The 22,869-nt window shown below is 70.9% G+C and carries 24 protein-coding genes and 2 riboswitches; of the genes, 14 read left to right on the forward strand and 10 right to left on the reverse strand.

Features of this window, described 5'->3' with window-relative positions; genetic code table 11:
- The first annotated feature begins 50 nt into the window (after window positions 1–50).
- Window positions 51–806, forward strand: a complete 756-nt coding sequence (locus tag ABZ342_RS19725) for a GntR family transcriptional regulator (RefSeq protein ID WP_155540597.1) — start codon at window positions 51–53, stop codon at window positions 804–806.
- A gap of 42 nt (window positions 807–848) precedes the next feature.
- Window positions 849–2,381, forward strand: coding sequence for an MFS transporter (locus tag ABZ342_RS19730; protein ID WP_360474761.1), 1,533 nt, complete (start codon window positions 849–851; stop codon window positions 2,379–2,381).
- Here ABZ342_RS19730 and ABZ342_RS19735 read toward each other — a convergent pair.
- Window positions 2,378–3,337 (reverse strand): threonine/serine dehydratase, encoded by a 960-nt coding sequence (locus ABZ342_RS19735; RefSeq protein ID WP_360474764.1) that lies wholly within the window; start codon window positions 3,335–3,337, stop codon window positions 2,378–2,380. The two genes, ABZ342_RS19730 and ABZ342_RS19735, sit on opposite strands and share 4 nt — an antisense overlap.
- A gap of 146 nt (window positions 3,338–3,483) precedes the next feature.
- Between ABZ342_RS19735 and ABZ342_RS19740 the strand changes: the two genes are divergently transcribed.
- Window positions 3,484–4,227, forward strand: a complete 744-nt coding sequence (locus ABZ342_RS19740) for a hypothetical protein (protein WP_360474767.1) — start codon at window positions 3,484–3,486, stop codon at window positions 4,225–4,227.
- A 56-nt stretch (window positions 4,228–4,283) separates the two neighbouring features.
- Here the strand turns inward: ABZ342_RS19740 and thiE are convergent, their stop codons facing one another.
- Window positions 4,284–4,943, reverse strand: coding sequence for a thiamine phosphate synthase (gene thiE, locus ABZ342_RS19745; protein WP_360474770.1), 660 nt, complete (start codon window positions 4,941–4,943; stop codon window positions 4,284–4,286).
- Window positions 4,944–4,974: 31 nt separating this feature from the next.
- Window positions 4,975–5,079: riboswitch (TPP riboswitch) on the forward strand.
- Here thiE and thiO point away from each other — a divergent pair.
- From thiO to ABZ342_RS19765, 4 genes are all read left to right on the forward strand, one after another.
- Window positions 5,074–6,150: a glycine oxidase ThiO gene (gene thiO / locus ABZ342_RS19750; RefSeq protein WP_360474774.1), complete on the forward strand. Its 1,077-nt coding sequence runs from the start codon at window positions 5,074–5,076 to the stop codon at window positions 6,148–6,150. Its footprint overlaps the riboswitch before it by 6 nt.
- Window positions 6,150–6,350, forward strand: a complete 201-nt coding sequence (gene thiS, locus ABZ342_RS19755; protein ID WP_155540603.1) for a sulfur carrier protein ThiS — start codon at window positions 6,150–6,152, stop codon at window positions 6,348–6,350. The genes thiO and thiS overlap by 1 nt, the downstream gene beginning before the upstream one ends.
- A gap of 1 nt (window position 6,351) precedes the next feature.
- Window positions 6,352–7,110, forward strand: a complete 759-nt coding sequence (locus ABZ342_RS19760) for a thiazole synthase (RefSeq protein ID WP_360474778.1) — start codon at window positions 6,352–6,354, stop codon at window positions 7,108–7,110.
- A 97-nt stretch (window positions 7,111–7,207) separates the two neighbouring features.
- A complete protein-coding gene (locus ABZ342_RS19765) occupies window positions 7,208–7,642 on the forward strand; it encodes a MarR family transcriptional regulator (protein WP_155540605.1) in 435 nt (144 codons plus the stop codon).
- Here the strand turns inward: ABZ342_RS19765 and ABZ342_RS19770 are convergent.
- Together ABZ342_RS19770 and thiD (ABZ342_RS19775) are read right to left on the reverse strand one after the other, a co-directional pair.
- On the reverse strand, window positions 7,639–8,445 hold the full coding sequence (locus ABZ342_RS19770; RefSeq protein ID WP_155540606.1) for an ion transporter: 807 nt from the start codon (window positions 8,443–8,445) through the stop codon (window positions 7,639–7,641). The two genes, ABZ342_RS19765 and ABZ342_RS19770, sit on opposite strands and share 4 nt — an antisense overlap.
- 59 nt (window positions 8,446–8,504) lie before the next feature.
- Window positions 8,505–9,332, reverse strand: a complete 828-nt coding sequence (thiD, locus tag ABZ342_RS19775; protein ID WP_360474782.1) for a bifunctional hydroxymethylpyrimidine kinase/phosphomethylpyrimidine kinase — start codon at window positions 9,330–9,332, stop codon at window positions 8,505–8,507.
- Window positions 9,333–9,437: 105 nt separating this feature from the next.
- On the opposite strand from thiD (ABZ342_RS19775), the gene ABZ342_RS19780 reads away from it, so the two are divergent.
- Window positions 9,438–10,448, forward strand: coding sequence for a phosphatidylinositol-specific phospholipase C domain-containing protein (locus ABZ342_RS19780; RefSeq protein WP_155540608.1), 1,011 nt, complete (start codon window positions 9,438–9,440; stop codon window positions 10,446–10,448).
- Here ABZ342_RS19780 and ABZ342_RS19785 read toward each other — a convergent pair.
- The gene (locus ABZ342_RS19785; protein ID WP_360474786.1) at window positions 10,445–11,368 is read right to left on the reverse strand and encodes an NADP-dependent oxidoreductase; all 924 of its coding nucleotides are present in this window, start codon (window positions 11,366–11,368) and stop codon (window positions 10,445–10,447) included. The genes ABZ342_RS19780 and ABZ342_RS19785 overlap by 4 nt on opposite strands.
- Window positions 11,369–11,459: 91 nt before the next feature.
- Here ABZ342_RS19785 and ABZ342_RS19790 point away from each other — a divergent pair, with 91 nt between their 5' ends.
- The 3 genes from ABZ342_RS19790 (at window position 11,460) to ABZ342_RS19800 (ending at window position 12,837) form a co-directional block, all read left to right on the forward strand.
- Window positions 11,460–11,855, forward strand: a complete 396-nt coding sequence (locus ABZ342_RS19790; RefSeq protein ID WP_360474789.1) for a helix-turn-helix domain-containing protein — start codon at window positions 11,460–11,462, stop codon at window positions 11,853–11,855.
- Window positions 11,856–11,935: 80 nt separating this feature from the next.
- Window positions 11,936–12,112 carry a hypothetical protein gene (locus tag ABZ342_RS19795; protein WP_360474792.1) on the forward strand — a complete coding sequence of 59 codons (177 nt, stop codon included), beginning with the start codon at window positions 11,936–11,938 and terminating at the stop codon, window positions 12,110–12,112.
- Window positions 12,109–12,837 carry a DUF6338 family protein gene (locus ABZ342_RS19800; protein WP_360474795.1) on the forward strand — a complete coding sequence of 243 codons (729 nt, stop codon included), beginning with the start codon at window positions 12,109–12,111 and terminating at the stop codon, window positions 12,835–12,837. The genes ABZ342_RS19795 and ABZ342_RS19800 overlap by 4 nt, the downstream gene beginning before the upstream one ends.
- Here ABZ342_RS19800 and thiD (ABZ342_RS19805) read toward each other — a convergent pair.
- The 3 genes from thiD (ABZ342_RS19805) to ABZ342_RS19815 form a co-directional block, all read right to left on the reverse strand.
- A complete protein-coding gene (gene thiD, locus ABZ342_RS19805) occupies window positions 12,780–13,580 on the reverse strand; it encodes a bifunctional hydroxymethylpyrimidine kinase/phosphomethylpyrimidine kinase (RefSeq protein WP_360474798.1) in 801 nt (266 codons plus the stop codon). The two genes, ABZ342_RS19800 and thiD (ABZ342_RS19805), sit on opposite strands and share 58 nt — an antisense overlap.
- Window positions 13,577–15,211 (reverse strand): phosphomethylpyrimidine synthase ThiC, encoded by a 1,635-nt coding sequence (gene thiC / locus ABZ342_RS19810; protein WP_360474800.1) that lies wholly within the window; start codon window positions 15,209–15,211, stop codon window positions 13,577–13,579. The genes thiD (ABZ342_RS19805) and thiC overlap by 4 nt, the downstream gene beginning before the upstream one ends.
- A riboswitch (TPP riboswitch) is annotated at window positions 15,205–15,326 on the reverse strand. It overlaps the preceding gene by 7 nt.
- Before the next feature lie 38 nt (window positions 15,327–15,364).
- Entirely contained in the window at window positions 15,365–16,276 is a 912-nt protein-coding gene (locus tag ABZ342_RS19815; RefSeq protein ID WP_360474803.1) for a trypsin-like peptidase domain-containing protein, read from the reverse strand.
- Window positions 16,277–16,475: 199 nt separating this feature from the next.
- Here ABZ342_RS19815 and ABZ342_RS19820 point away from each other — a divergent pair, with 199 nt between their 5' ends.
- Window positions 16,476–18,641, forward strand: coding sequence for a glycoside hydrolase family 15 protein (locus ABZ342_RS19820; RefSeq protein ID WP_360474806.1), 2,166 nt, complete (start codon window positions 16,476–16,478; stop codon window positions 18,639–18,641).
- Window positions 18,642–18,703: 62 nt separating this feature from the next.
- Here the strand turns inward: ABZ342_RS19820 and ABZ342_RS19825 are convergent, their stop codons facing one another.
- Window positions 18,704–19,282, reverse strand: a complete 579-nt coding sequence (locus ABZ342_RS19825) for a peptide deformylase (RefSeq protein WP_155540615.1) — start codon at window positions 19,280–19,282, stop codon at window positions 18,704–18,706.
- A 155-nt stretch (window positions 19,283–19,437) separates the two neighbouring features.
- On the opposite strand from ABZ342_RS19825, the gene ABZ342_RS19830 reads away from it, so the two are divergent.
- Window positions 19,438–19,746, forward strand: coding sequence for a DUF3263 domain-containing protein (locus tag ABZ342_RS19830; RefSeq protein WP_155544154.1), 309 nt, complete (start codon window positions 19,438–19,440; stop codon window positions 19,744–19,746).
- A complete protein-coding gene (locus ABZ342_RS19835) occupies window positions 19,743–20,360 on the forward strand; it encodes a LytR C-terminal domain-containing protein (RefSeq protein ID WP_360474809.1) in 618 nt (205 codons plus the stop codon). The genes ABZ342_RS19830 and ABZ342_RS19835 overlap by 4 nt, the downstream gene beginning before the upstream one ends.
- 46 nt (window positions 20,361–20,406) lie before the next feature.
- Here the strand turns inward: ABZ342_RS19835 and ABZ342_RS19840 are convergent, their stop codons facing one another.
- Window positions 20,407–22,674 carry an AAA family ATPase gene (locus tag ABZ342_RS19840; RefSeq protein WP_360474812.1) on the reverse strand — a complete coding sequence of 756 codons (2,268 nt, stop codon included), beginning with the start codon at window positions 22,672–22,674 and terminating at the stop codon, window positions 20,407–20,409.
- Between the last annotated feature and the right edge of the window lie 195 nt (window positions 22,675–22,869).

The raw sequence follows: 22,869 nt of genomic DNA on the forward strand, positions 1-22,869 counted from the left end.
TTTCTTACGGGGACGTGGCGCGCAATGAGGGAAGACATAGGGAGTCGGGCATGTTGGAGACCACCACCACGGGCGAGGCGGGCGCCGTCGCCGCGATGCGCGGGCAGCGCGAGCCCAAGTACTGGGCGCTGAAACAGCACCTCCTCGACCTCCTGGACGTGCTGCCGCCCGGGTCGCCGATCCCGACCGAACGCGCGCTCGCCGGGGAGTTCACGGTCTCCCGCACCACCGTGCGCCAGGCGCTGGCCGACCTCACGGCCGAGGGCCGTCTGCACCGTGTGCAGGGGAAAGGCACGTTCGCGGCCGAGCCGAAGCTCGCGCAGCGGCTGCAGTTGTCGTCCTACACCGAGGACATGCGGCGCCAAGGGCTGAAGCCGTCTTCGAAGCTGCTGGAGCTCGAGGAGCTCCCGGCCGAGGGCGACCTCGCGAAACTGCTCGGAATCCGTACTGGTGCGAAAATTCTTCGCCTTCGACGGCTTCGACTGGCGGACTCGCAGCCGATGGCGCTGGAGACTTCGCACCTCCCGGCCGGCCGATTCCGCGGACTCCGCAAGCACGTCTCGGCGGGCGGTTCGTTGTACGCCGTTCTGCGCGAGTACTACGGAGTGGAACTGGAACGCGCCGAAGAGTCGATCGAGACGTCGCTCGCCGGTCCGGAAGAGGCGGAGATGCTCGGCGCCGACGTCGGCATGCCGGTGCTCCGGCTGACCCGGCACTCGTTCGCCACCGACGGCAAGCCGGTCGAGTACGCCCGCTCCGTCTACCGCGGCGACCGGTACAAGTTCGTCACCACGCTGATGCCGTGACCCGGTGTTGACGGCGATCACCGCGCAAGGTGGAGTTGCGGGGTGACTGCCACCGAAGACACCGGGATCCGCTGGGGGACGCACGCCGCCCGCGGCGTGCTCGCCACCACCATCCTCGGTTCGGGCATGGCGATGCTCGACGGCACCATCGTCAACGTCGCCCTGCCCCGCATCGGCACCGAGCTGAACGCCTCCGTCGCCGGGCTCCAATGGATCCTCGACGGCTACCTGCTGGCGCTCGCCGCGCTCATCCTGGTCGCCGGCTCGCTCGGTGACCGCTACGGCCGCCGCCGGATGTACCTCATCGGCGTCGTCTGGTTCGGCGTCGCGTCCGGGCTGTGCGCCGCCGCGACGTCCACCGAGATGCTGGTCGCGATGCGGATCCTGCAGGGCATCGGCGGCGCGCTGCTGACGCCCGGGTCGCTCGCGATCCTCCAGTCGTCCTTCGCGCACGACGCGCGCGCCCGCGCGATCGGCGCGTGGTCCGGCCTCGGCGGCATCGCGGCGGCCGCCGGACCGCTGCTCGGCGGCTTCCTCGTCCAGGTCTGGTCGTGGCGGCTCGCGTTCCTGATCAACGTCCCGATCGCGGTCGCCGTCGTGCTGATGGCCCGGAAGTTCGTCCCCGAGTCCCGCGACCCGCAGGCGACCGGGCACCCCGACTTCGGCGCCGCGGCGCTCGGCGCGATCGGCCTCGCCGGGATCACCGGTGCGCTGGTGGAGGCGCCGGCTCGCGGCATCGCGGACCCGATCGTGCTGGTCGCGGGCCTGCTGGGGATCGCGGGACTGACCGCGTTCGTCGTCGTCCAGCACCGCTCGCGCGAGCCGCTGGTGCCGCCGTCGCTGTTCCGCGACCGGACGTTCACCCTGGCCAACGCGCTGACCTTCGCCATGTACGCGGCCCTCGGCGGCGTGATGATGCTGCTGGTCATGCAGCTGCAGGTGTCGCTGCACTACTCGCCGACGGCGTCCGGCCTGGCCGGGCTGCCCCTCACGGTGATCATGCTGCTGCTGTCGGGGCGTTCGGGGGCGCTGGCCCAGCGCATCGGGCCGCGCACGCAGCTGGTGGTCGGCCCGATCATCGTCGGCGTCGGGATGCTGCTGATGCTGCGCATCGCGCCCGGCGCGTCCTACCTCGGGACGGTGCTGCCCGCGGTCGTCGTGTTCGGGCTGGGCCTGGCGACGGTGGTGGCCCCGGTGACCGCGACGGTGCTCGCCGCGGCCCCGGACCGCTATGCCGGTGTCGCGTCGGGGGTCAACAACGCGATCGCGCGCTCCGGCGGGCTCTTGGCCGTCGCGGTGCTGCCGGCCGCGGCCGGGCTGACCGGCGAGGCGTACGCCGACCCGGTGGCGCTCACCGCGGGCTGGCGGATGGCACTGGTCATCTGCGCGGCGCTGGCGATCGTGGGCGGGCTGATCGCGCTGGGCATCCACAACGGCGTCCTCGAGCCGCCGTCCGAGCCGCCGGCTTCTCCCGCGGCCGACGACGAGAGCCCCCACCTGGGCGAGTGCTACCACTGCGGCGTGGAGGGGCCGCCGACCCACATCCGCGGCGGCTCCCCGGTGGCCGGTTCCTAGCCGGGCTGACCCGCGAGGATCTCGGCGAACAGCGCCGGGTCGGCGTTGCCGCCCGAGACGAGGGCGACCGTGCGCCCGGCCGGCAGCTCGTCGGCGTGGAACAGGTACGCCGCCGTCGTCACCGCGCCGCTGGGCTCGGCGACCAGCCGGGCCTTCCGGGCGAGCGTGCGCACGGCTTCGCGGATCTCGTCCTCGGTGACCGTGACCATGGCGTCGACGACCTCCCGCAGGTGCGCGAACGTCAGCTCGGACGGCTGCGCGCGCAGGCCGTCGGCGATCGTCCGGGCGCGGTCGGCCTGGGGCCAGTCGACCCGGTGGCCCAGGCGCAGCCCCTCGGCCGTGTCCCCGGCCAGCGCCGGCTCGACGCCGATGACGCGAGCCCGAGGGCAGCGCGCCTTGATCGCGACGCCGACACCGGACGCCAGCCCGCCGCCGCTCACCGGCACCAGCACGACCTCGACGTCGGGGAGGTCCTCGGCGATCTCGAGGCCCGCCGTGCCCTGCCCGGCGATGATGGCCGCGTCGTCGTAGGGCGGGACGAGGGTCAGCCCGCGTTCGGCGGCCAGTTCGTGCGCTTTCCCCTCGTGCTCGCCGATCGGCACCTCGATCACCTCGGCGCCGTACGCGCGGGTGGCCTCGACCTTGATCCGCGGCGCGACGTCCGGCACGACGATCACCGCGGGTACGCCGTACTGCTGCGCGGCGTAGGCGACGGCCTGCGCGTGGTTACCGCTCGAGTACGCGATGACGCCGCGGGAGCGGCTTTCCTCGTCGAGGGAACCGATCGCGTTGAACGCGCCGCGCACCTTGAACGCGCCGACCGGTTGCAGGCTTTCGGGTTTGAGCCACAGGGTTCCGCGGGGATCCCACGTCTGGAGCAACAGGGGCGTGTGCACGGCGACACCTCGGACGCGCTTCGCCGCGGCCTCGATGTCGGAGATCGTCACCAGTTCCATGTGCCGAGTATGTCAAGAAAGTGTTCGGCGTGGAATGTCCACTGTGGACGGACGGAGTGGCGCTCCTCACGCTCCGGCAACGCGGGGAGTTCCTCGCGCGCCTTAGACGTTGGACAGGGGAGAAGACTTACTACCGGATCGGGATCATGGGCAAGGAGAACGCAGCGACTTCCGAGGTGGACACAGCGAAGGAAGAAAAGTCAGGTTTGCGCATCGCGCAGGTGATGGCGGCGGCGCTCGCGGCGGTGACGGCGGCGCTGCTGGGATCGACGCTCGGCGTGGCGGGGACGGTCGTCGGCGCGGGCGTGGCGAGCGTGATCACGACGGTCGGCGGCGAGGTGTACCTGCGCTCGCTGCAGCGCACGCGCGAGGCCGCGCTGAGGGCGCGTCAGCTGGCGGCGTCGGGCATCCGGCGGCGTGGAACCGGTTCCGAGGTGGCGCTGGCCGAGCAGCCGACGGTCCAGCTGCCCCGGCCCGAGGAAGGTCCGCCCGAGGAGGAGCCGTCCCGGCTGCGGAAGCTGCGCTGGCCGTTGATCATCGGCACGAGCGTGGCGGCGTTCGCGGTGGCGATCCTGGCGATAGTCGGCTTCGAGTCGGCCACGGGCACCCAGATCGGCGGCGGCACGGGCTCGAGCATCGGCAAGATCTTCGGCAACGGCGGCGGCCAGCCGGACAAGACCCCCTCGACGACGCCGACGACCGGCACGACCGACACCCAGGTGTCCCCGTCGGAGACGACGACCCCGTCGGACACCTCGACGGCCCCGACGACCTCGTCGGAGACGCCGACGACCACGCCGAGCACGACGACGCAGCAGCCGTCGACATCGGCCCCGGCGACGACGACCCCGCCGACCAGCAAGGGCGCGGCGACCACCCCGACCCCGTAGGTCCGTGAAGGGCACACCAAGGGACTTCAAGTCCCTCGATGTGCCCTTCACGGTTTTCAGGCCAGGTGGGACCGCAACTCCCGCGCCGCGGCTTCCGGGTCCTCGGCCTCGGTGATCGCCCGGACCACCACGATCCGCGACGCGCCCGCCTCCAGTACGTCCGGGAGCCGTGGGCCGTCGATGCCGCCGATCGCGAACCACGGGCGTTCGGGAGCGGCCGCCGCCGTCGCGCGGACCAGGTCCAACCCCGGCGCCGACCGGCCCGGTTTCGTCGGTGTCGGCCAGCACGGGCCGGTGCAGAAGTAGTCCACCCCCGGTTCCGAAGCGGCGGCCGAAGCTTGCGCGACGGAGTGCGTCGACCGCCCGATGACCACGTCGTCACCCAGAATCCGGCGGGCCAACCCCACCGGGATGTCGTCCTGGCCCAGGTGCAGCACGTCCGCATCGACCGCCAGTGCCACGTCCGCCCGGTCGTTCACCGACAGCAGCGCTCCGTGGCGCGCGCACGCCTCGGCCAGCACCTCCAGCGCCGCGATCTCGCCGGCGGCTTCCAAAGCGCCGGTCTTGTCGCGCAGCTGGATGATGTCGACGCCACCGGCCAGGGCCGCGTCGGCGAAGGACGCCAAGTCGCCGCGCGACGTGCGGGCGTCCGTGCAGAGGTACAGGCGCGCCGCCTCGAGGCGGGCGCGGATCTTGTCACCGGAAAGGGCGGGCATAGCGGCGACCGTACCTTGGGAGCTAGGGTGGACTGGTCCGCACGGGAGCCCGAGGACGGGCTGAGAGGGAGCTGCCGCTCCGACCGTGGAACCTGATCCGGGTCATGCCGGCGCAGGGAGCGTGATTCCCATGACGAACACCTTGGCCGTGGTCGGCGGCGGCGTGATCGGCCTGTCCACGGCGTGGCGAGCCGCACGAGCCGGCCACGAGGTCACCCTCTACGACCCCGAGCCCGTCCGTGGCGGCGCATCCTGGCTGGCCGGCGGCATGCTCGCCCCGGTCACCGAGGCCTGGCCGGGCGAGGAAGACGTCCTGCGCCTCGGCGAAGAGTCGCTGAAAAGGTGGCCCGGCTTCGCGAGCGACCTCGCTCAGGAAGGCCTCGACCCCGGCCTGGCCGAACACGGCACGCTCGTCGTCGCGTTCGACAGCGCCGACGCCGGCCACCTCGACATCCTCGCCGCGCACCTGCACTCGCTCGGCCGCGCGGCCGAACGCCTCACCAGTCGCGAGACGAAGCGGCTCGAACCGGGCACCGGGTCCGTCCGAAGTGGACTCCACGTGCCCGGCGACCTGGCCGTGGACAACCGGAAACTGCTCCACGCCCTGTACGCGGCGTGCCAGGAACGAGACGTCCGGTTCGTCCGCGAACGCGTCGAACGCGTCCCGGACGCCGACGCCGTCGTGCTCGCCGCCGGCGCCTGGACCGGACGGCTGCACCCGCAGCTCGCCGACGCCGTCCGCCCGCTCAAGGGCGAGATCCTGCGCCTGAAACCCCGCCGCGGCTGCCTGCCCCCGCCCACGCGCACCGTCCGCGCCGTCGTCGAGGGCCGGCCGATCTACCTCGTGCCGCGCGGCGACCAGGAACTTGTCCTAGGCGCGACGCAGTACGAGGCGGGCTTCGACCGAGCCGTCACCGCGCGCGGTGTCCGTGAGCTGATCGAGGGCGCCGAACGCGTCTTCCCCGCGATCACCGAGTACGAGCTCGTCGAGACCGCCGCGGGCCTGCGGGCCGGCAGCCGGGACGTGCTGCCCTACATCGGCGTCCTGGACGACGGCGTCTTCGCCGCCACCGGGCACCACCGCAACGGCCTGCTGATGGCCCCCGTGACCGCGGACGCCGTGGTCGCCTGGCTCGAGGGTGAGAAGCCGCCCGAAGGCGTCGAAGCGGCTTCACCCGCCCGCCTGCACCAGAAGGAGCACGTGTGATGGAGATCAAGCTCAACGGGACGTGGACGGAGTTCCCGGACGGCGCGACGGTCGCCGACGTCCTCGACGCGTCCGGCGGGCAGCGGCCCGGCATCGCCGTCGCGGTCGACGGCGTCGTCGTCCGCCGGAGCGACTGGGCGGCCACCGCCGTGCCCAAGGGCGCGGGCGTCGACGTGCTCACCGCCGTCCAGGGAGGCTGAAATGGACGAAGAACCGCTGGTCATCGGCACGCACAAGCTGACGTCCCGGCTGATCATCGGCACCGGCGGCGCGGCGAACCTCGCCGTGCTCGAACGCGCGCTGGTCGCGTCCGGCACCGAGCTGACGACCGTCGCCATGCGCCGCGCCGACGCCGAAGGCGGCTCCGGCGTCCTCGAGCTCCTGACAAGGCTCGGCATCGAGCTGCTGCCGAACACCGCGGGCTGCCGCACGGCCGCCGAGGCCGTGCTCACCGCGCAGCTCGCGCGGGAGGCCCTCGGGACCGATCTGATCAAGCTCGAGGTGCACGCCGACGACCGGACGCTGCTCCCGGACCCGATCGAAACCCTCGACGCCGCCGAACGCCTGGCCGCCGACGGGTTCACCGTGTTCGCCTACACGAACGACGACCCGGTGCTCGCGCTGCGCTTGGAGGAGGCGGGCTGCGCCGCCGTGATGCCGCTGGGCGCGCCGATCGGCACCGGCCTCGGCATCCGGAATCCGCACAACATCGAGCTGATCGTTTCGCGGGCGGGCGTGCCGGTGATCCTGGACGCCGGAATCGGCACGGCGTCCGATGCGACGCTGGCGATGGAGCTCGGCTGCGACGCCGTCCTGCTGTCCACCGCGGTCACCCGGGCGACGGACCCCGAACGGATGGCCGCGGCGATGCGCTCGGCCGTCGTCGCCGGTCACCTGGCCCGGAGCGCGGGGCGTGTGCCGCAGCGTTTTTGGGCGCAGGCGTCGAGCCCACCCCGGTGAACACGGGTGCCTTAACGCCGAACGTGCACCGCGAACCCGTAAGGTTGACGGCACTTTCCGGCGCACCCGCGGCGGGGCAGGGCAGAAGGAGCCAGCCGTGACCAGCACATCCGTCCAGGACGTCTCGGGCAGGTTGTACCTCGCTGTCGGCAGGCTGTCCCGGTCACTGCGGCAGGCCGGCGTGCCCGGCCCCGGCCACGGCGCCATCTCTGCCCTCGCGACGCTGGTGATCTCCGGCCAGCTGCGTCTCGGCGACCTCGCCGCGAAGGAGGGCGTCGCCGCGGCGACCATGTCGCGGATCATCGCGTCCCTCGTCGAGGCGGGGTACGTGAGCCGCGAGTCCGACCCGGTCGACCGCCGCGCGTGGCTGGCGAAGGCGACCGAAGAGGGCGAGCGGCTGGTGTCCGGCGTCCGGTCGACGCGGGTGCAGGAGCTGAACCGGCGTCTCGACCGCTTGACGCCCGAGCACCGCGAAGCCCTGACGGCGGCGCTCCCGGCGCTGGAGGCGCTGATCGCGGACGAGGACCGCTAAGCGGCCTGCTCCCGCCTCAGCTCGGCCAGCTCCGCGCGGACGGCGCGCAGCTCCTCGAGGATCTCCCGGTTGGCTTCGGCCTGCGTCGCGGCCTGCTTGGCCTCTTCCTCGCGGATGTCCTGGCGCAGCTCGTCCTCCATGCCGCTGACGACCACGGCGATGAAGAGGTTCAGCACCGCGAAGCTGGACACCAGGATGTAGACGACGAAGAAGATCCAGGCCATCGGCGCCTGGACCATGATCTCCTTCGCGATGTCCGGCCACGCTTCGCCGGTCATCACCTGGAACAGCGTGAACAGCGAGGTGCCGAGGTCGCCGAAGTTCTCCGGCGAGATCACGCCGAACAGCTTGGTCGCCATCACACCGGCGACGAAGATGATCAGCGCGAGCAGCGCCGCGATCGACGCCATGCCGGGGATCGCCGCGAGCAGCCCGGAGACGACCTTGCGCATCGACGGCACGACCGAGATCAGCCGCAGCACCCGGAGCACGCGCAGCGACCGCAGGACGGCGAACGGACCGGTCGCCGGGATCACCGCGATGCCGACGACCAGCAGGTCGAAGACGTTCCAGTTGTCGCGGAAGAAGGCGCCGCGGTAGGCGTAGAACTTCGCCAGCAGCTCGGTGACGAAGATGCCCAGCGCGATGTGGTCGAGGGTGTGCAGGAGCGTCCCGTAGCCGTCCATCAGGGACGTCGACGTCTCCATGCCGAGCGTGGTCGCGTTGACCACGATCACGGCGATGATGAAGTTCTGGAAGCGGCGGTCCTCGAGGACCTTCGCCGTCCGCTCGCGTCCGGTCAAGGCCGCCCCTCGCGTGAGTCAAGAATCAGTAAACGCAGGGATGGTAACCGGACGGGTGCTCAGCGCTGTTCGGGTGCCAGCCGCCAGAAGGCCGAGACCGGGCCGACCTTCGCTCCCATCGGGTACGCGTGCTCGACGGCGTGCGAGACGAACCACTTGCCGTAGCGCGCCGCTTCGACCACCGGCATGCCCTTGGCCAGGCCCGCCGTCAGCGCGGACGCCATCGTGTCGCCCGCGCCGTGCGTGTGCGGGGTCGCGTAGCGCTGCCCCGGCAGCTCCACGAACGTCGAGCCGTCGAACAGCAGGTCCACGCACTCCGGGTCGGACTGCAGGTGGCCGCTCTTGACCAGGACGTACTTCGGGCCCATCCGGTGGAGGACGACGGCCGCGGTGTGCATGCCTTCGCGGTCGGTCACCGTCATGCCGGTGAGCAGCCGGACCTCGTCGAGGTTGGGCGTGAGCACGGTCGCGCGCGGGAGGAGTTCGTCGCGCAGGGCGCGCAGGCCGGCGTCGTCGAACAGCGGGTGGCCGTGCATCGACGCCGCCACCGGGTCGACGACGAACGGGATCTTCTCGTCGCGGCCGATCCCGGCCTTGTCGCACGCGGCGGCGACCGCGTGGATGATCTCCGCCGACGCCAGCATGCCGGTCTTGGCCGCGCCGACGCCCATGTCCGCCGCGACGGCTTCGATCTGCCCGGCCACGATGTGCGGCGGCAGGTCGGCGCGGTCGTGCACGCCCAGGGTGTTCTGCACGGTGACGGCGGTGACCGCGACCAGGCCGTGGACCCCACAGGTCAGGAAGGTGCGGAGATCCGCCTGCAGCCCGGCGGCGCCGCCGGAGTCCGATCCGGCGATGGTCAACGCGGTGGGCGGGCTCGTCGTCATGGTGGTTTCCCGACTTCTGGTCTAGGCCAATCGGCCGCTTTTCCTTCATCAAGAGTCAACCACGGTGAGACATTGTGAACGTTACTCACGTTCGAAGGAGCCTGGATGAAGCTCTTCTCGGTGGTCCTCCTCGCGGCAGCTCTCACGTTCTCGGGAGCGACTGCTGCCAACGCGGACAGCCCAAAGCTCTCCCACGTCACCACGGTCGGCGTGCACAACACGTACGACCCGGCGGCCTACGGCTATCTGGCCCAGGCGCTCGACGCCGGGTCGTCGCTGATCGAGCTCGACGTCTGGCCGGACTTCTTCACCCACGAGTGGAAGGTCAGCCACTCGAACCCGTTGGGGAACAACAACAACTGCGTCGCGGCCACCTCGGCGTCGCAGCTGTACACCGGCGGGAAGAACAAGAACCTCGAGTACTGCCTCGACGACATCCGGATCTGGCTGGCCGCCCACCCGGGGCACACGCCGATCACGCTCAAGCTCGAGATGAAGACGGGCTTCTCGGACAACACCGGCATGGGCCCGGACGAGCTGGACGCGACGTTCCGCTCGCACCTCGGCAGTGTCGCGTTCCGGCCGGCCGAGCTGCTCGGGAGCTACGCCACGCTCGACGACGCCGCGAAGGCGGACAACTGGCCGTCCGTGGACGCGTTGCGGGGCCGGGTGATCACCGAGATCATCCCGGGCACCGTGGAGGAGCAGAACCCGACCGACACGCTCAAGACCGACGTCGAGTACGCGCGGTACCTGGTCGGGCTCAAGAACGCGGGCAAGCTCGGCGACGCGAACATCTTCCCGACCGTGCACGGCGCGGCCGGCGGTGACCCGCGGGACAAGTACACCGCCGACCTCAAGCCGTGGTTCGTCGTGTTCGACGGCGACGCGAACGCGTGGGTGACGCAGACCGGGCCGTGGTGGTACGACGCCAACCACTACTACGTGGTGATGACCGACGGGCAGAACGTCGCGCCCGCGATCGACGCGCACAACCCGACGGTCGACCAGGCCAACCAGCGTGTCGCCGACCTGGCGAAGCAGCACGCGTCGGTCATCACGTCGGACTGGACCGGGCTCACGACGGTCCTGCCGCAGGTGCTCGCCCGCGGTTAGACGGTCAGCACGAGCTTGCCGGACACCCGGCCCGACTCACCCAGCTCGTGCGCCTTGGCGGCGTCTTCCAGCGGGAAGGTCTGCTCGACGCGGACCTTCAGCTGACCGGTCTCGATCAGCTCGACGAGGCCGGTCAGCCCGCCGCAGTCCGGCTCGACGAGGATCCGTTCGGTCCGTACCTTCCTTGCGGCGGCGGCTTTTTCGACGCGGTCCGCGACGCCGCTGGGCACGGCGATCAGCAGGCCGCCCTCCTTGATCGCGGGGAGCCAGCGCAGGTCGCTCTCCTCGCCGACGAGTCCGAAGTAGACGTCCACATCGGACGTGGTGACGGTCTTGTCGTGGTAGTCGATGGGCTCGTCGACGCCGAGTTCGCGCAGGAAGTCGTGCTTGCCGGCGCTGGCCGTCCCGATGACGTGCGCGCCGCGTGCCTTGGCGATCTGCACGGCGAGGTGGCCGACCCCGCCCGCGGCGGCGTCGACGAACACACGTTGTCCCTTGTGGACGTTCCCGACGTCGACCAGCCCCTGCCAGGCGGTGAGCCCGGCCAGCGGCAGCGCGGCGGCCTCGGCGAACGACAGTCCGGCGGGCTTGCGCACGAAGTGCCGCGAGGGCGCGGTGACGTACTCGGCGTAGGCGTTGCCCGGGCGCGGGAACCACGGCATGCCGAGGACTTCGTCGCCTTCCCGGACACCGGTGGCACCGAAGCCGACCTGTTCGACGACGCCGGCGACGTCCCAGCCGACGGTGAACGGCGGTTCGCCGAGGAACCCGCCGCCGGCGCGCACCTTCCAGTCGACGGGGTTGATGCCGGCCGCGTGCACCCGCACCAGGACCTCCGTCGGCCCGGGTTCCGGGCGCGGTGCCTCGGTGACGCGGAGCACCTCCGGCCCGCCGAGGGTCTCCTGGGTCACGATGCGCATTGCTCCACTCCTTCTGTTCGGGGTCGCCTCCTATACTCGGATGGGTAGGCACTTTTCGCCAGAAGGCACTAATAGGTGAAGTAGGTACCTGATGGAAACCACCTGTGAACAGGACGGACCCTGGGACGTCTACCTCCGGAGCTGTCCCTGCCGCGACGTGCTGGACCTGCTGGCCAACAAGTGGACGGCGCTGATGCTGGGCGCGCTCGCCCGCGGCCCGCACCGCTTCGGCGAGCTGCGCCGCGCGGTCGACGGCATCAGCCAGAAGATGCTGACCCAGAACCTCCGCCAGCTGGAGCGCGACGGCTTCCTGACGCGCACGGTGTACCCGACAACACCCCCGACGGTGGAGTACGCGCTGACGGAGATGGGCACGGAGGTGGGGGCGCACCTGGTGGCGCTGAGCACGTGGTCCCAGGCGAATTTCGACCGCATCCGCTCGGCACGCGAGTCCTACGACGGCCGGGAGCTGCAGCCGGTCCGCTGACCGACGCGTACAGGTAACGATTCACCGGAACCGGGAACAGTTCCTCCCGCCGCGGCGACTCACGAGGTGCTGTGCTCCGCGTGGAGGTGATTGTTGTGCTCGAAGGCGTTCTCGCCGTGCTCAACGGGGTTCTCACCGCCCCGCGCGACGTGCTCCGGGAGATCTTCAAGCCGGAGGACCGAAAGCCCGATCCCGACGGCACGTCCATTCCCACCGGCGCGGATGACGACCCCAACCCGCCCGACTACCCCGGATGATCCCCGGCACCTGGCTCGCCGTCATCCTGTTCCTGATCATCGTCGCGCCGGGCCTGTTCTTCGACCTGCTCAGTGCGCGGCGCCGGGTCGAGGTCGCGGAGTCCGCCTTCCGCGAGGTGGGCCGGGTGGCGCTCGGCAGCCTCGGGTTCACCTTGGTGACCTTGGTGGTGCTGCTGTGCGTGCAGTGGCTGTTCCCGTCGCTGTTCTTCAACCCCCGCGCGATGATCGTCGGGGGCACCGCCTACTTGGCGGACCACTACGGCCGCGTGGTCCTGACGATCCTGGCGGCGACCGTCTTCTCACACCTGCTGGCGTTCGGACTGCACATGATCCTTTCCCGGCGGGAGGGCGAGGCGTTCCGGAAGGTCAGCGCTTGGGGATTGGCGTTCCGCGAAGGGGTGCCGGCCGGTCACGCGGTGTTCGCCCGGGTACGGCTGACCAGCGGTCTCGTCTACACCGGGCAGGTCGAGAACTTCACGGCCGACCTGCCGGTGGGCGACCGCGAGCTTCTCCTCCGCAAGCCGTTGGCCGTCAGGCCCGATTCCGACAGCACGCTGACCGCGTTGCCCGACGTCTACGATCGCGTGATCCTCCGTGGCTCTGAGATCGAGGTGATCAGCGTCGAATACCGACCGGTGCCGCAGAAGACCGGGTCGAAGCGCGTGGTTCAGCGGTCCAGCACCCAGAACGGTGAGACCGGGCCCACTCCCGCGCCGAGCGGGTAGGCCTCCGCCACGCAGCGCTCGATGAACTTCTTCCCCGCCGCCACCGCGTCCGGCACCGAGGCGCCCTTCGCCAGTGAAGCCGTGATCGCCGACGCCATCGTGTCGCCGCCGCCGTGGGTGTTGTTCGTCTCGTACCTCGGGCCGCTCAACGAAACGTACGAGCTGCCGTCCGTCAGCAGGTCCACGCACTCCCGCGTGCCCTGCATGTGGCCGCCCTTGACGAGCACCCACTGCGGGCCGAACTCCAGGAGCGCCTCCGCCGCCGCGCGCTGGGAAGCCGCGTCGGAAACGGAGATGCCGGTCAAGAGCCCGACTTCATCCAGGTTCGGTGTGATCAGCGTCGCGCGTGGGAACAGCTCAGTGCGGATCGCCTCCAGGGCGTCTTCGCGCAGCAGAGCGTGCCCCGTCATCGACGCCGCCACCGGGTCGACCACCAGTGGGAAGCCCATCCCCAGCTCGTCCAGGGTCTTCGCCACCGCGCGGATGATCTCGGCGGTCGCCAGCATCCCCGTCTTCGCCGCGTTCACGCCCATGTCGGACGCCACCGCCTTGATCTGCGCGGTGACGACGTCGGCCGGGATCTCCGTGAAACCCTGGACACCCAACGAGTTCTGGACGGTGACCGCGGTCAGTGCGACCAGCCCGTGCACCCCGTTCGCGAAGAACGTGCGGAGGTCCGCCTGGATGCCCGCACCACCGCCGGAGTCGGACCCGGCGATGGTGAGGGCGGTGGGCGGTGTCACGGCTGCACCACGGGCAGGTAGACCTTGCCGCCGGACTCGGTGAACTCCGCCGACTTCGAAGCCATCCCGGCCTCGATGGCCTCCACAGTGGACAGACCGTGCTCCTCGGCGTACTTGCGGACGTCCTGCGTGATCCGCATCGAGCAGAACTTCGGCCCGCACATCGAGCAGAAGTGCGCGGTCTTGGCGGCTTCCACGGGCAGCGTCTCGTCGTGGAACGAACGCGCCGTGTCCGGGTCGAGCGAAAGGTTGAACTGGTCGTTCCAGCGGAACTCGAAGCGGGCCTTCGACAGCTCGTCGTCCCACTCCTGCGCGTACGGGTGCCCCTTGGCCAGGTCCGCGGCGTGCGCGGCGATCTTGTACGTGATCACGCCGGTCTTGACGTCGTCGCGGTTCGGCAGGCCGAGGTGCTCCTTCGGCGTGACGTAGCACAGCATCGCCGTGCCGTACCAGCCGATCTGCGCCGCGCCGATGGCCGACGTGATGTGGTCGTAGCCCGGCGCGATGTCCGTCGCGAGTGGACCGAGCGTGTAGAACGGCGCCTCGCCGCAGAGCCGTTCCTCCAGCTCGACGTTCTCCTTGATCTTGTGCATCGGCACGTGGCCGGGGCCCTCGATCATCACCTGGACGTCGTGCGAGCGCGCGATGTGCGTCAGCTCGCCGAGGGTTTCCAGCTCGGCGAACTGGGCGCGGTCGTTCGCGTCGGCGATCGAGCCGGGACGCAGGCCGTCGCCGAGGGAGAACGTGACGTCGTACTGCCGCAGGATTTCGCAGAGTTCCTCGAAGTGCGTGTACAGGAACGACTCCTGGTGGTGCGCGAGGCACCACGCGGCCATGATCGACCCACCGCGGCTGACGATCCCGGTGACGCGCCGCGCGGTCAGCGGGATGTAGCGCAACAGCACGCCGGCGTGCACGGTGACGTAGTCGACACCCTGTTCGCACTGCTCGATGATCGTGTCGCGGTAGATCTCCCACGACAGCTTTTCCGGTTCGCCGTCGACCTTTTCCAGCGCCTGGTAGATCGGCACGGTGCCGACCGGGACCGGCGAGTTGCGGATGATCCACTCCCGCGTCTCGTGGATCCGCTTGCCGGTGGAGAGGTCCATGATCGTGTCGGCGCCCCAGCGGGTCGCCCACACCATCTTGTCGACCTCTTCCTCGACCGACGACCAGACGGCCGAGTTGCCCATGTTGGCGTTGATCTTCACCAGGAAGTTCTTGCCGATGATCATCGGCTCGGACTCGGGGTGGCGCCGGTTGGCCGGGATCACCGCGCGGCCGCTGGCCACCTCGTCACGCACGAACTCGGGAGAAACCCGTTCGCGGGCGGCGATGTACTCCATCTCCCGCGTGATGACACCCTGTTTGGCCCACCCGAGCTGCGTGTTGTGCTCACGGCCGTCGGCCCAGCCGGCGCGCAGCCGGTGGAGTCCACTGTGGACGTCGATCGACGCTTCCGGATCCGTGTACGGGCCCGAAGTGTCGTAGACGTCGAAGTGTTCGCCGTTCGAGAGGTCGATCCGGCGCGCGGGAACCCGCAGTCCGGATTCGGTCTGGTGATAAACCTTGTGCGAGCCCGTGATCGGCCCGGTCGTGACGGAGACGTCCTTGTTCTCAAGCGTCGTCAACGACTTTCACTCCCTACGCCGGCATTACCCGGTCAGGTTCATGCGGTCGGTGACGCCTGCGAAACGCAAGTCACCCTCTCAGCCCGCCATGGCGCGAGCTCCCGCGTTGGTGTTGTGCCACCGACCATGCCACGCCGGAGCGCGATACTCAAGTCACCCGACCAACTCGGCCGGAGTGGCGTAGACGTCGACCATGGCTCCGTTGCGCAGCACGGTGATCGGGAGTGCGGTGCCGATCACTTCCGCGAACAGCTGGCGCTGGATGCCCTGGGCGTCCGAGACGCGGGCGCGCCCGACGGTCAGCACGAGATCGCCGGCGTGCAGGCCCGCCCGGTCCGCGGGGCCGCCGGAGACGACTTCGCGGACCCGCAGCCCGGCGCTCTGGCCGGTGCGCTCGGCGATGTCGTCGGGCAGCGGCGCGGGCACGCCGATGACGCCGAGGTAGGCGCGCCGCACCCGGCCTTCGACGACGAGCGTGTCGATGATCCGCCGGGTCGTCGCGTTGATCGGCACCGCGAGCCCGAGCCCGACGCCGGCGACCGCGGTGTTGACGCCGACGACCCGGCCGGCGGAATCCGCGAGCGCGCCGCCGGAGTTGCCGGGGTTGAGGGCCGCGTCGGTCTGGATCACGTCCTCGATCACCCGGGTGGTGCGCCCCTGCCGCACCGGCAGCGCCCGGCCGAGCGCGCTGACCACGCCCGCGGTGACGGTGCCGGAGAAGCCGAGCGGGCTCCCGATGGCCACGACGAGCTGCCCGACGACGAGGTCATCGGCGTCGCCGAGCACGGCCGCCGACGGCGTCTCGCCGCGCGCTCGCAGCACGGCCAGGTCCGAGAGCGGGTCGGAGCCGACGACGTCGAAGGGCGCTTCGCTGCCGTCGGCGAAGGTGGCGACGCCGCGCCGGTGGTCGCTGACGACGTGGGCGTTGGTGAGCAGATGGCCGTCGTCGGCGAAGACGACCGCCGAGCCGCTGCCGCGCGCGAGCTGGACCCCGGCGACGTGCGGGGTGACGGTCTTGGCGACCGTGCTGACCGCCCGCGAGTAGGCGTCCATCGCGTCTTCCATGAGCACCTCGATTACACCGTTGCAGGTACTACAAGTCTGCGCCGGAAAGCGCGCGAAGTCCGTTCGCTGTTCGTGAACCGCCGCCCGGACCAGTGACGGTCAGTGGTTCACCGGATCGGACCATGCGCCGGTGAAGGATCGGCGAGACACTTCCAGGCGCTTCTGTAACGGTGCAGAAGTGACTTTCTGTGGGGTTGATATGCGCAAACTCATGTTCGGCGCCCTCGCCGGGCTGCTGGTCACCGGCCTGATACCGGGGATCGCGGTGGCACAGGGCGAGGCTCCCGGCGCCCCGGGCGCCCATCCCAGCTGGCTGCCCGCGAACAAGACCGGCTTCGGCACGGCTCACGACCGCTCGTCCAACGTCTGGTTCACCCTCCAGGGCGGCCAGATGTCCGAGGTCTACTACCCGGACCTGTCGACGCCGAGCGTCCGGTCGATGAACTTCGTCGTCACGGACGGCCGCAGCTTCGCCGACCTCGACTACGCCGAGAAGGCGCAGCAGGTGCGGCGGACCGACGACGACAGCCTGACCTACGAGCAGACGATCACCGACGACCAGCACCGCTGGCGCCTGCGCAAGACCTACGTCACCGACCCGGCCGCCACGACGGTGCTTGTGGACGTCGACTTCCAGTCGCTGACCGGGCGGCCCTACCAGCTCTACGCGGTCGCCGACCCGGACCTGACCAACGACGGCTCCGACGACTCGGCCGCGCGCAAGGGCGACGCGGTCTCCGCGCAGGACGCCACGAACGCCGCCGCGCTCACCGCGAAACCCGCCTTCGTGAAGACCAGCGTCGGCTACGCGGGCGCGTCCGACGGGAACACGCAGCTCACCAAGACCTTCAAGCTGAACTCCTACGACACCGCCGCGAAGGGCAATGTCGTGCTGACCGGGCAGACGAGCGCCGACGGCGTCCGCAACCGGCACGTCACCCTCACGCTCGGCATGGGCGCGAAGGCCGCCGACGCGCTCGGCAGCGCGCAGGCGTCGCAGCGACGCGGCGTCCGCGACATCACCCGCGCGTACGACCGCGGCTGGGAGCAGTACCTGCGCGGCGTCAGCAAGCCGCCGTCGTCGCTGAAGACCGACGCCGAGCGCGACCTTTACAAGGCGTCGATGCTGACCCTCGCCGCGAGCGAGGACAAGCACCACCCGGGCGCCTTCATCGCGTCGCCGAGCATGCCGTGGCGCTTCGGGAACAACGACCCGGAGTGGTCGCCGTCGGGCACCTACCACCTGGTCTGGCCGCGTGACCTCTACCAGATCGCGACCGGCTTGGCCGCCGGTGGCGACCAGGCCGCCGCGAACCGCGCGGTGAGCTACATGTTCGGCACGCAGCAGCAGGCCGACGGGCACATGCCGCAGAACAGCCGCGTCGACGGCGTCCCGTACTGGACGTCGATCCAGCTCGACGAAACCGCTTTCCCGATCGTGCTGGCCCAGCAGCTCGGTCGGACCGACCTGTGGCCCGGCGTCCGGAAGGCCGCCGACTTCATCATCGGCTACGTCGGCCCGAACGGGCAGCGGGCGCCGTACACCCAGCAGGAGCGCTGGGAGGAGCAGGACGGCTGGTCCCCGTCGACCATCGCGTCGGTGATCGCCGGGCTGGTCTGCGCGGCGGACCTCGCCTCGCACAGTGGCGCGGCCGCCGACGCGGCCCGCTACCTCGCCGCGGCCGACAAGATGAAGGCCGACCTGCCGAAGCAGACGATCACCACGAACGGGCCGCTGTCGAAGGACCCGTACTTCGTCCGCTTGACCAAGGACGCCGACGCGAACGCCGGGACGACGTACAACCTCGGCAACTCGAGCGTCACGATGGACCAGCGCGCGGTCACCGACGCGGGCTTCCTCGACCTCGTCCGGCTCGGCGTCTACCGTGCGGACGACCCGGTGATCAAGAACAGCATTCGCGTCACGGACAAGGACATCGCGTTCACGACGCCGACCGGGCAGTTCTGGCACCGGTACACGAAGGACGGGTACGGCGAGCAGGCCGACGGTTCGCCGTGGGACTACACTTTCCCGGCCGAGAGCCGCACCACGTTCGGGCGGTTGTGGCCGCTGCTCGCCGGCGAGCGCGGCGAGTACGAGCTGACGCTCGGCGACCCGGCGTCGGCCGCTCGGCGGCTGCGTGACCTCGGCCGGGTGAGCAGCTCGGCGGAGACCATGCCGGAGCAGGTGTGGGACGAGAACGCGCCGTCCGGTCAGCCGGGCTTCCCGACGGGCACGCCGAACACCTCGGCGACCCCGCTGGCCTGGACGCACGCGCAGTACGTGCGGCTGGCTTGGGACGTCAAGGCGGGCTCGGTGCTGGAGACGCCGAAGGTGGTCCGCTGCCACTTCCTCGGCTGCTGAAACCCGTCGTGAGTGAGAAACAGTGTTCTAACGCCGTTTCTCACTCACGACCGGGCGGGCGGTCAGATGACGGCGCCGTCGTCCTCGGGGGTCTTCGGGGGCAGCCACGAGTTGCCCGGGACGCCCCACTTGTTGGACTTCAGCATCTTCTTGGCCGCGCGCGCGTGCCGCCCGACCAGGCGGTCGAGGTAGATGAAGCCGTCCAGGTGGTCGGTTTCGTGCTGCAGGCACCGCGCGAAGTAGCCCGTGCCCTCGACCTCGATCGGGTTGCCGTCGAGGTCGAAGCCGGTCACCTTCGCCCACTTCGCGCGGCCCGTCGGGTACGACTCGCCGGGCGCCGACAGGCAGCCCTCCCAGTCGTCGTCCGGGTCCGGCATGGTCTCCGGGATCTCCGACGTCTCGAGCTTCGGGTTCACGACGAGGCCCTTGTGCCGCACGCCTTCGTCGTCCGGGCAGTCGTACACGAACACCCGCAGGTCGAGGCCGATCTGGTTGGCCGCGAGGCCGACGCCCTCGGCGGCGTACATCGTCTCGAACATGTCGTCGGTGAGCGTGCGCAGCTTCTCGTCGAACTCGGTGATCTCCCGAGTCGGCTGGTGCAGCACGGGTTCGCCGGCGATCACGATGGGGTGGATGGTCACGGCGAGCCAGTTTAGTCGGACCCTTCTGGTAGACCTGCATCAGACCGTGACGCGCCGACGCGGATGCCCACGTCGGCGTGCGCTTCCGTGGTTGAATGACGCCCGCGGAAGAGCAAGGTCTGATCGCCCATGTCGCCCGATTGAGAGGGATCCGGATGGACGCCGCGGAGTCGATGGCTGAGCCGCAGCCGTCGCCGCCGAAGCCCGTGCCCGGCCTGACCGAACGCGAGGTCGAGATCCTCGCCTTCGAGCGCCAGTGGTGGCGACACGCCGGGGCGAAGGAGAACGCCATCCGCGAGCGCTTCGACTTGTCTGCCACGCGCTACTACCAGCTGCTCAACAAGCTGCTGGAGAAGCCGGAAGCGATCGAAGCCGACCCGATGCTGGTGAAGCGGCTGCGCAAGACGCGCGCCACCCGCCAGCGCAAGCGTGGCGCCCGGCGACTGGGGATCGAGCTGAAATGAGCGTGTTTTCGGGAATGTCCCGGCCGATGAAGGCCGCGGGCGTCGTCCTGATCGGGGTGGCGATCATCGCCGCGATCATCGGCGGCGTCACCGCGCTGAGTGGTGACGGGTCGAACGAAGCCGGGCCGAGCGGCACGTCGTCGACGCCGCCGGGCACGTCCGGCAGCTCGTCGGCGCCGACCTCACCGTCCTCGCCGCCGCCGAACTCGACGTCGACGAACCCGCCGTCGCCCACGCCGCCGCCGACCTCACCGGCGCCCGGCCAGCCGACGACGGGTCAGCCGGGGCAGCCGGGTGACCAGCAGGCGTCCAACAAGTGGGTCACCGTCCGGGTGTTCAACAACTCGACGATCAAGGGCCTCGCCGCGCGCGCGAAGGACGACTTCGCCGGCTCGGGCTGGAACGTCACCGAGGTCAGCAACTACTCGCAGGGCGTCATCCCGGCGACCACGGCGTACTACCGCCCGGGCACCGACGAGGAAGCGGCGGCCAAGCAGCTGGCGCAGGAGTTCGGCTTCAAGGCCGAGCCCCGCTTCGCCGGCATCCAGGACGCGACCCCGGGCGTGATCGTCATCGTGACGAACAACTACGAATCCGGCCACAAGGGCAGCTGATGACCTTCGGAAAAAGGGGCGCCACCCGCGGGTGGCGCCCCTTTTTTCACTCGCCGGCCTGGTTTTTCGCGTAGGCCTCGAGGGTCGCGAGCTGAGCCGGGTCGAGGCTCGGCCGGACCGTCTTGCGGGCCGCGTCCAGGTGCGCCGCCGTGACTTCGCGGGCCTCCAGGGACTCGCGCATCGCCGTCAGCGCCGCCTCGCGGATGAGCGCCGCGCAGTCGGCGGCCGAGTAACCGTCCAGAGTGGACGCGACCTCGGCGAGGTCCACATCGGAGGCCAGCGGCGTGTTCTTCGAGCTGGCCACGAGGATCGCGGTGCGGGCTTCGGCGTCCGGCGGCGGCACGTAGACGCGCCGCTCCAGCCGGCCCGGCCGCAGCAGCGCCGGGTCGACCAGCTCGGGCCGGTTCGTCGCCCCCAGGACGACGACCTCGCGCATCGGCTCGACGCCGTCGAGCTCGGTCAGCAGCGCCGCGACCACCCGATCGGCGACACCCGAGTCCGACGACTGGCCGCGGCGCGGGGCCAGCGCGTCGATCTCGTCGAGGAAGATCAGCGACGGCGCGGCCTCGGCGGCCCGGCGAAACAGCTCCCGCACGGCGCGCTCCGACTCGCCGACCCACTTGTCCATCAGCTCGGCGCCCTTGACCGCGAAGACGTTCAGCGCGCCGGTGCCGGCCAGCGCGCGCACGAGGAACGTCTTGCCGCCGCCGGGCGGGCCGTAGAGCAGCACGCCGCGCGGCGGTTCGACGCCGAGGCGGGCGAACGAGTCCGGGTACCGCAGCGGCCACAGCACCGCCTCGGTGAGCGACTGCTTGACGTCGACCATGTTGCCGACGTCGTCCAGGGTCAGCCCGCCGGTGGCGAGGTTGTCCGAAGTGGACATCGACACCGGGCGGACGGTGGCCAGCGCGTCCAGGAGGTCCTGCTGCGAGATCCGCGGCTCGTCCGCCTCACGCTGGCGCAGCGCGGCTCGCAGCGCCGCGTCCCGCCGCAGCGCGATCAGGTCGGCGGCGACGAACCCCGGCGTCCGCTCGGCCAGGACGCCGCAGTCGATGCCCGTGTCGAGCGGGACGTCGCGGAGGAGGACGTTCAGCAGCTCGCGGCGCGTTTTGGCGTCCGGCAGCGCGAGGCCGAGCTCGCGGTCCAGCAGGTCGGCGGCGCGCAGCCGCGGGTCGGCGGACTCCGCACGGGCCGTCGTCGCGACGACGGCGAAGCGTTCGCGCCGCAGCGCCGTCCGCAGCTCCTCCAGCACGACGGTGGCGACCGGCGGCGGCGTGGCCGCGGGCAGCAGCGCGTCGACGTCGGTGAGCAGCAGCACCGTGGGCCCCTCCGCCGCGCGGATCGCTTCGCGCAGGCGCGAGACCGCGACGTTCGGGTCCAGGACCGAGAGGTTCGGGGCGGCCACCGGCACCACGCGGATGCCGGCTTCGTTCGCGACCGAATGGACGAGCGTCGCCTTGCCGACGCCCTCGGGGCCGGACAGCAGGACGCCGAGGTGGGCCGGCGCACCCAGCCGGGCCAGCAGCTCGGGCCGGTGGAACGCCAGGTCGAACCACTCGTCGAGCTTGCGCGCGGCGGCTTCGGCGCCGATGAGGTCGGCCAGCGGCACGGCCGGCTCGACGGCCTCCTCGACCACGACCTCGTCTTCGACGACCTCGGCGTCGATCCACTCCTCGGCCGCGGTCACGGCGGAGGTGCGGACGAGCGCGGTCGCCGCCCGGGGCGTGGCGGGCTCGGGCGCCGGGCGGGCGCCGTCCCGCCAGACGACCACAGTGGACGGTCCGACCGCGACGGGGCCGGCCGGCTCGGTCGCGGTGACGGTGAGCAGCTCGTTCGTCCAGGTCGCGCCGATCGCGCGGGACAGCTGGCCGCGCAGGCCGGCCGGGTCGGACCCCGGCGTCGGCGCGAGGTCCTGCGGCAGCAGAGAAACGGCGTCGCCGACGGTGAGCACCTTGCCGATGAGGGCGAGCCGCAGCATGTGCGGGCTGACCGAGACGCTGGCCAGCCGCGACCCGGCGACGGTGACCGTCCTGGCCGCGGCGACGTCGGCGGGGGCGACCACGATCTCGGCGCCCTCGGTGACGCCGAGGTTCGACATGGTGACGTCGTCGGTGAGGACGATGCCGGGCACGTCGGCCTCGTCGGTGGGCGCGGCGAGGGCGGCGCTGACCCGGGCGCCGGTGAGGTGCACGGCGTCCCAGGCCCGCAGGCCGAGCGCGTCGAGGACTTCGGGGTGCAGCCGGACGACACCGCGGCGGGTGTCCAGCGCGGACGGCGTGTGCCGGACGGTCAGCGTGATCTGCGGGTGGCTCACGCCGTCAACCCTAGCGATCCGCCGGCCCGGCAGGAGCCGAGAACCCGTGTCGACCCTTCAATCACGCGTGTCGACCGCCTGATCACGCGTGATGCCCCTTCAATCACGTGGAGTTGCCCCCTGGGAGCGGACACCTTGGTTCCAGACGGTGGTCTGGAGGGAGGATGTCTTGGTGTCTCGCAGGTCGAAGTATCC

Source organism: Amycolatopsis sp. NPDC005961 (assembly GCF_040629235.1).
Classification (GTDB): domain Bacteria; phylum Actinomycetota; class Actinomycetes; order Mycobacteriales; family Pseudonocardiaceae; genus Amycolatopsis; species Amycolatopsis camponoti.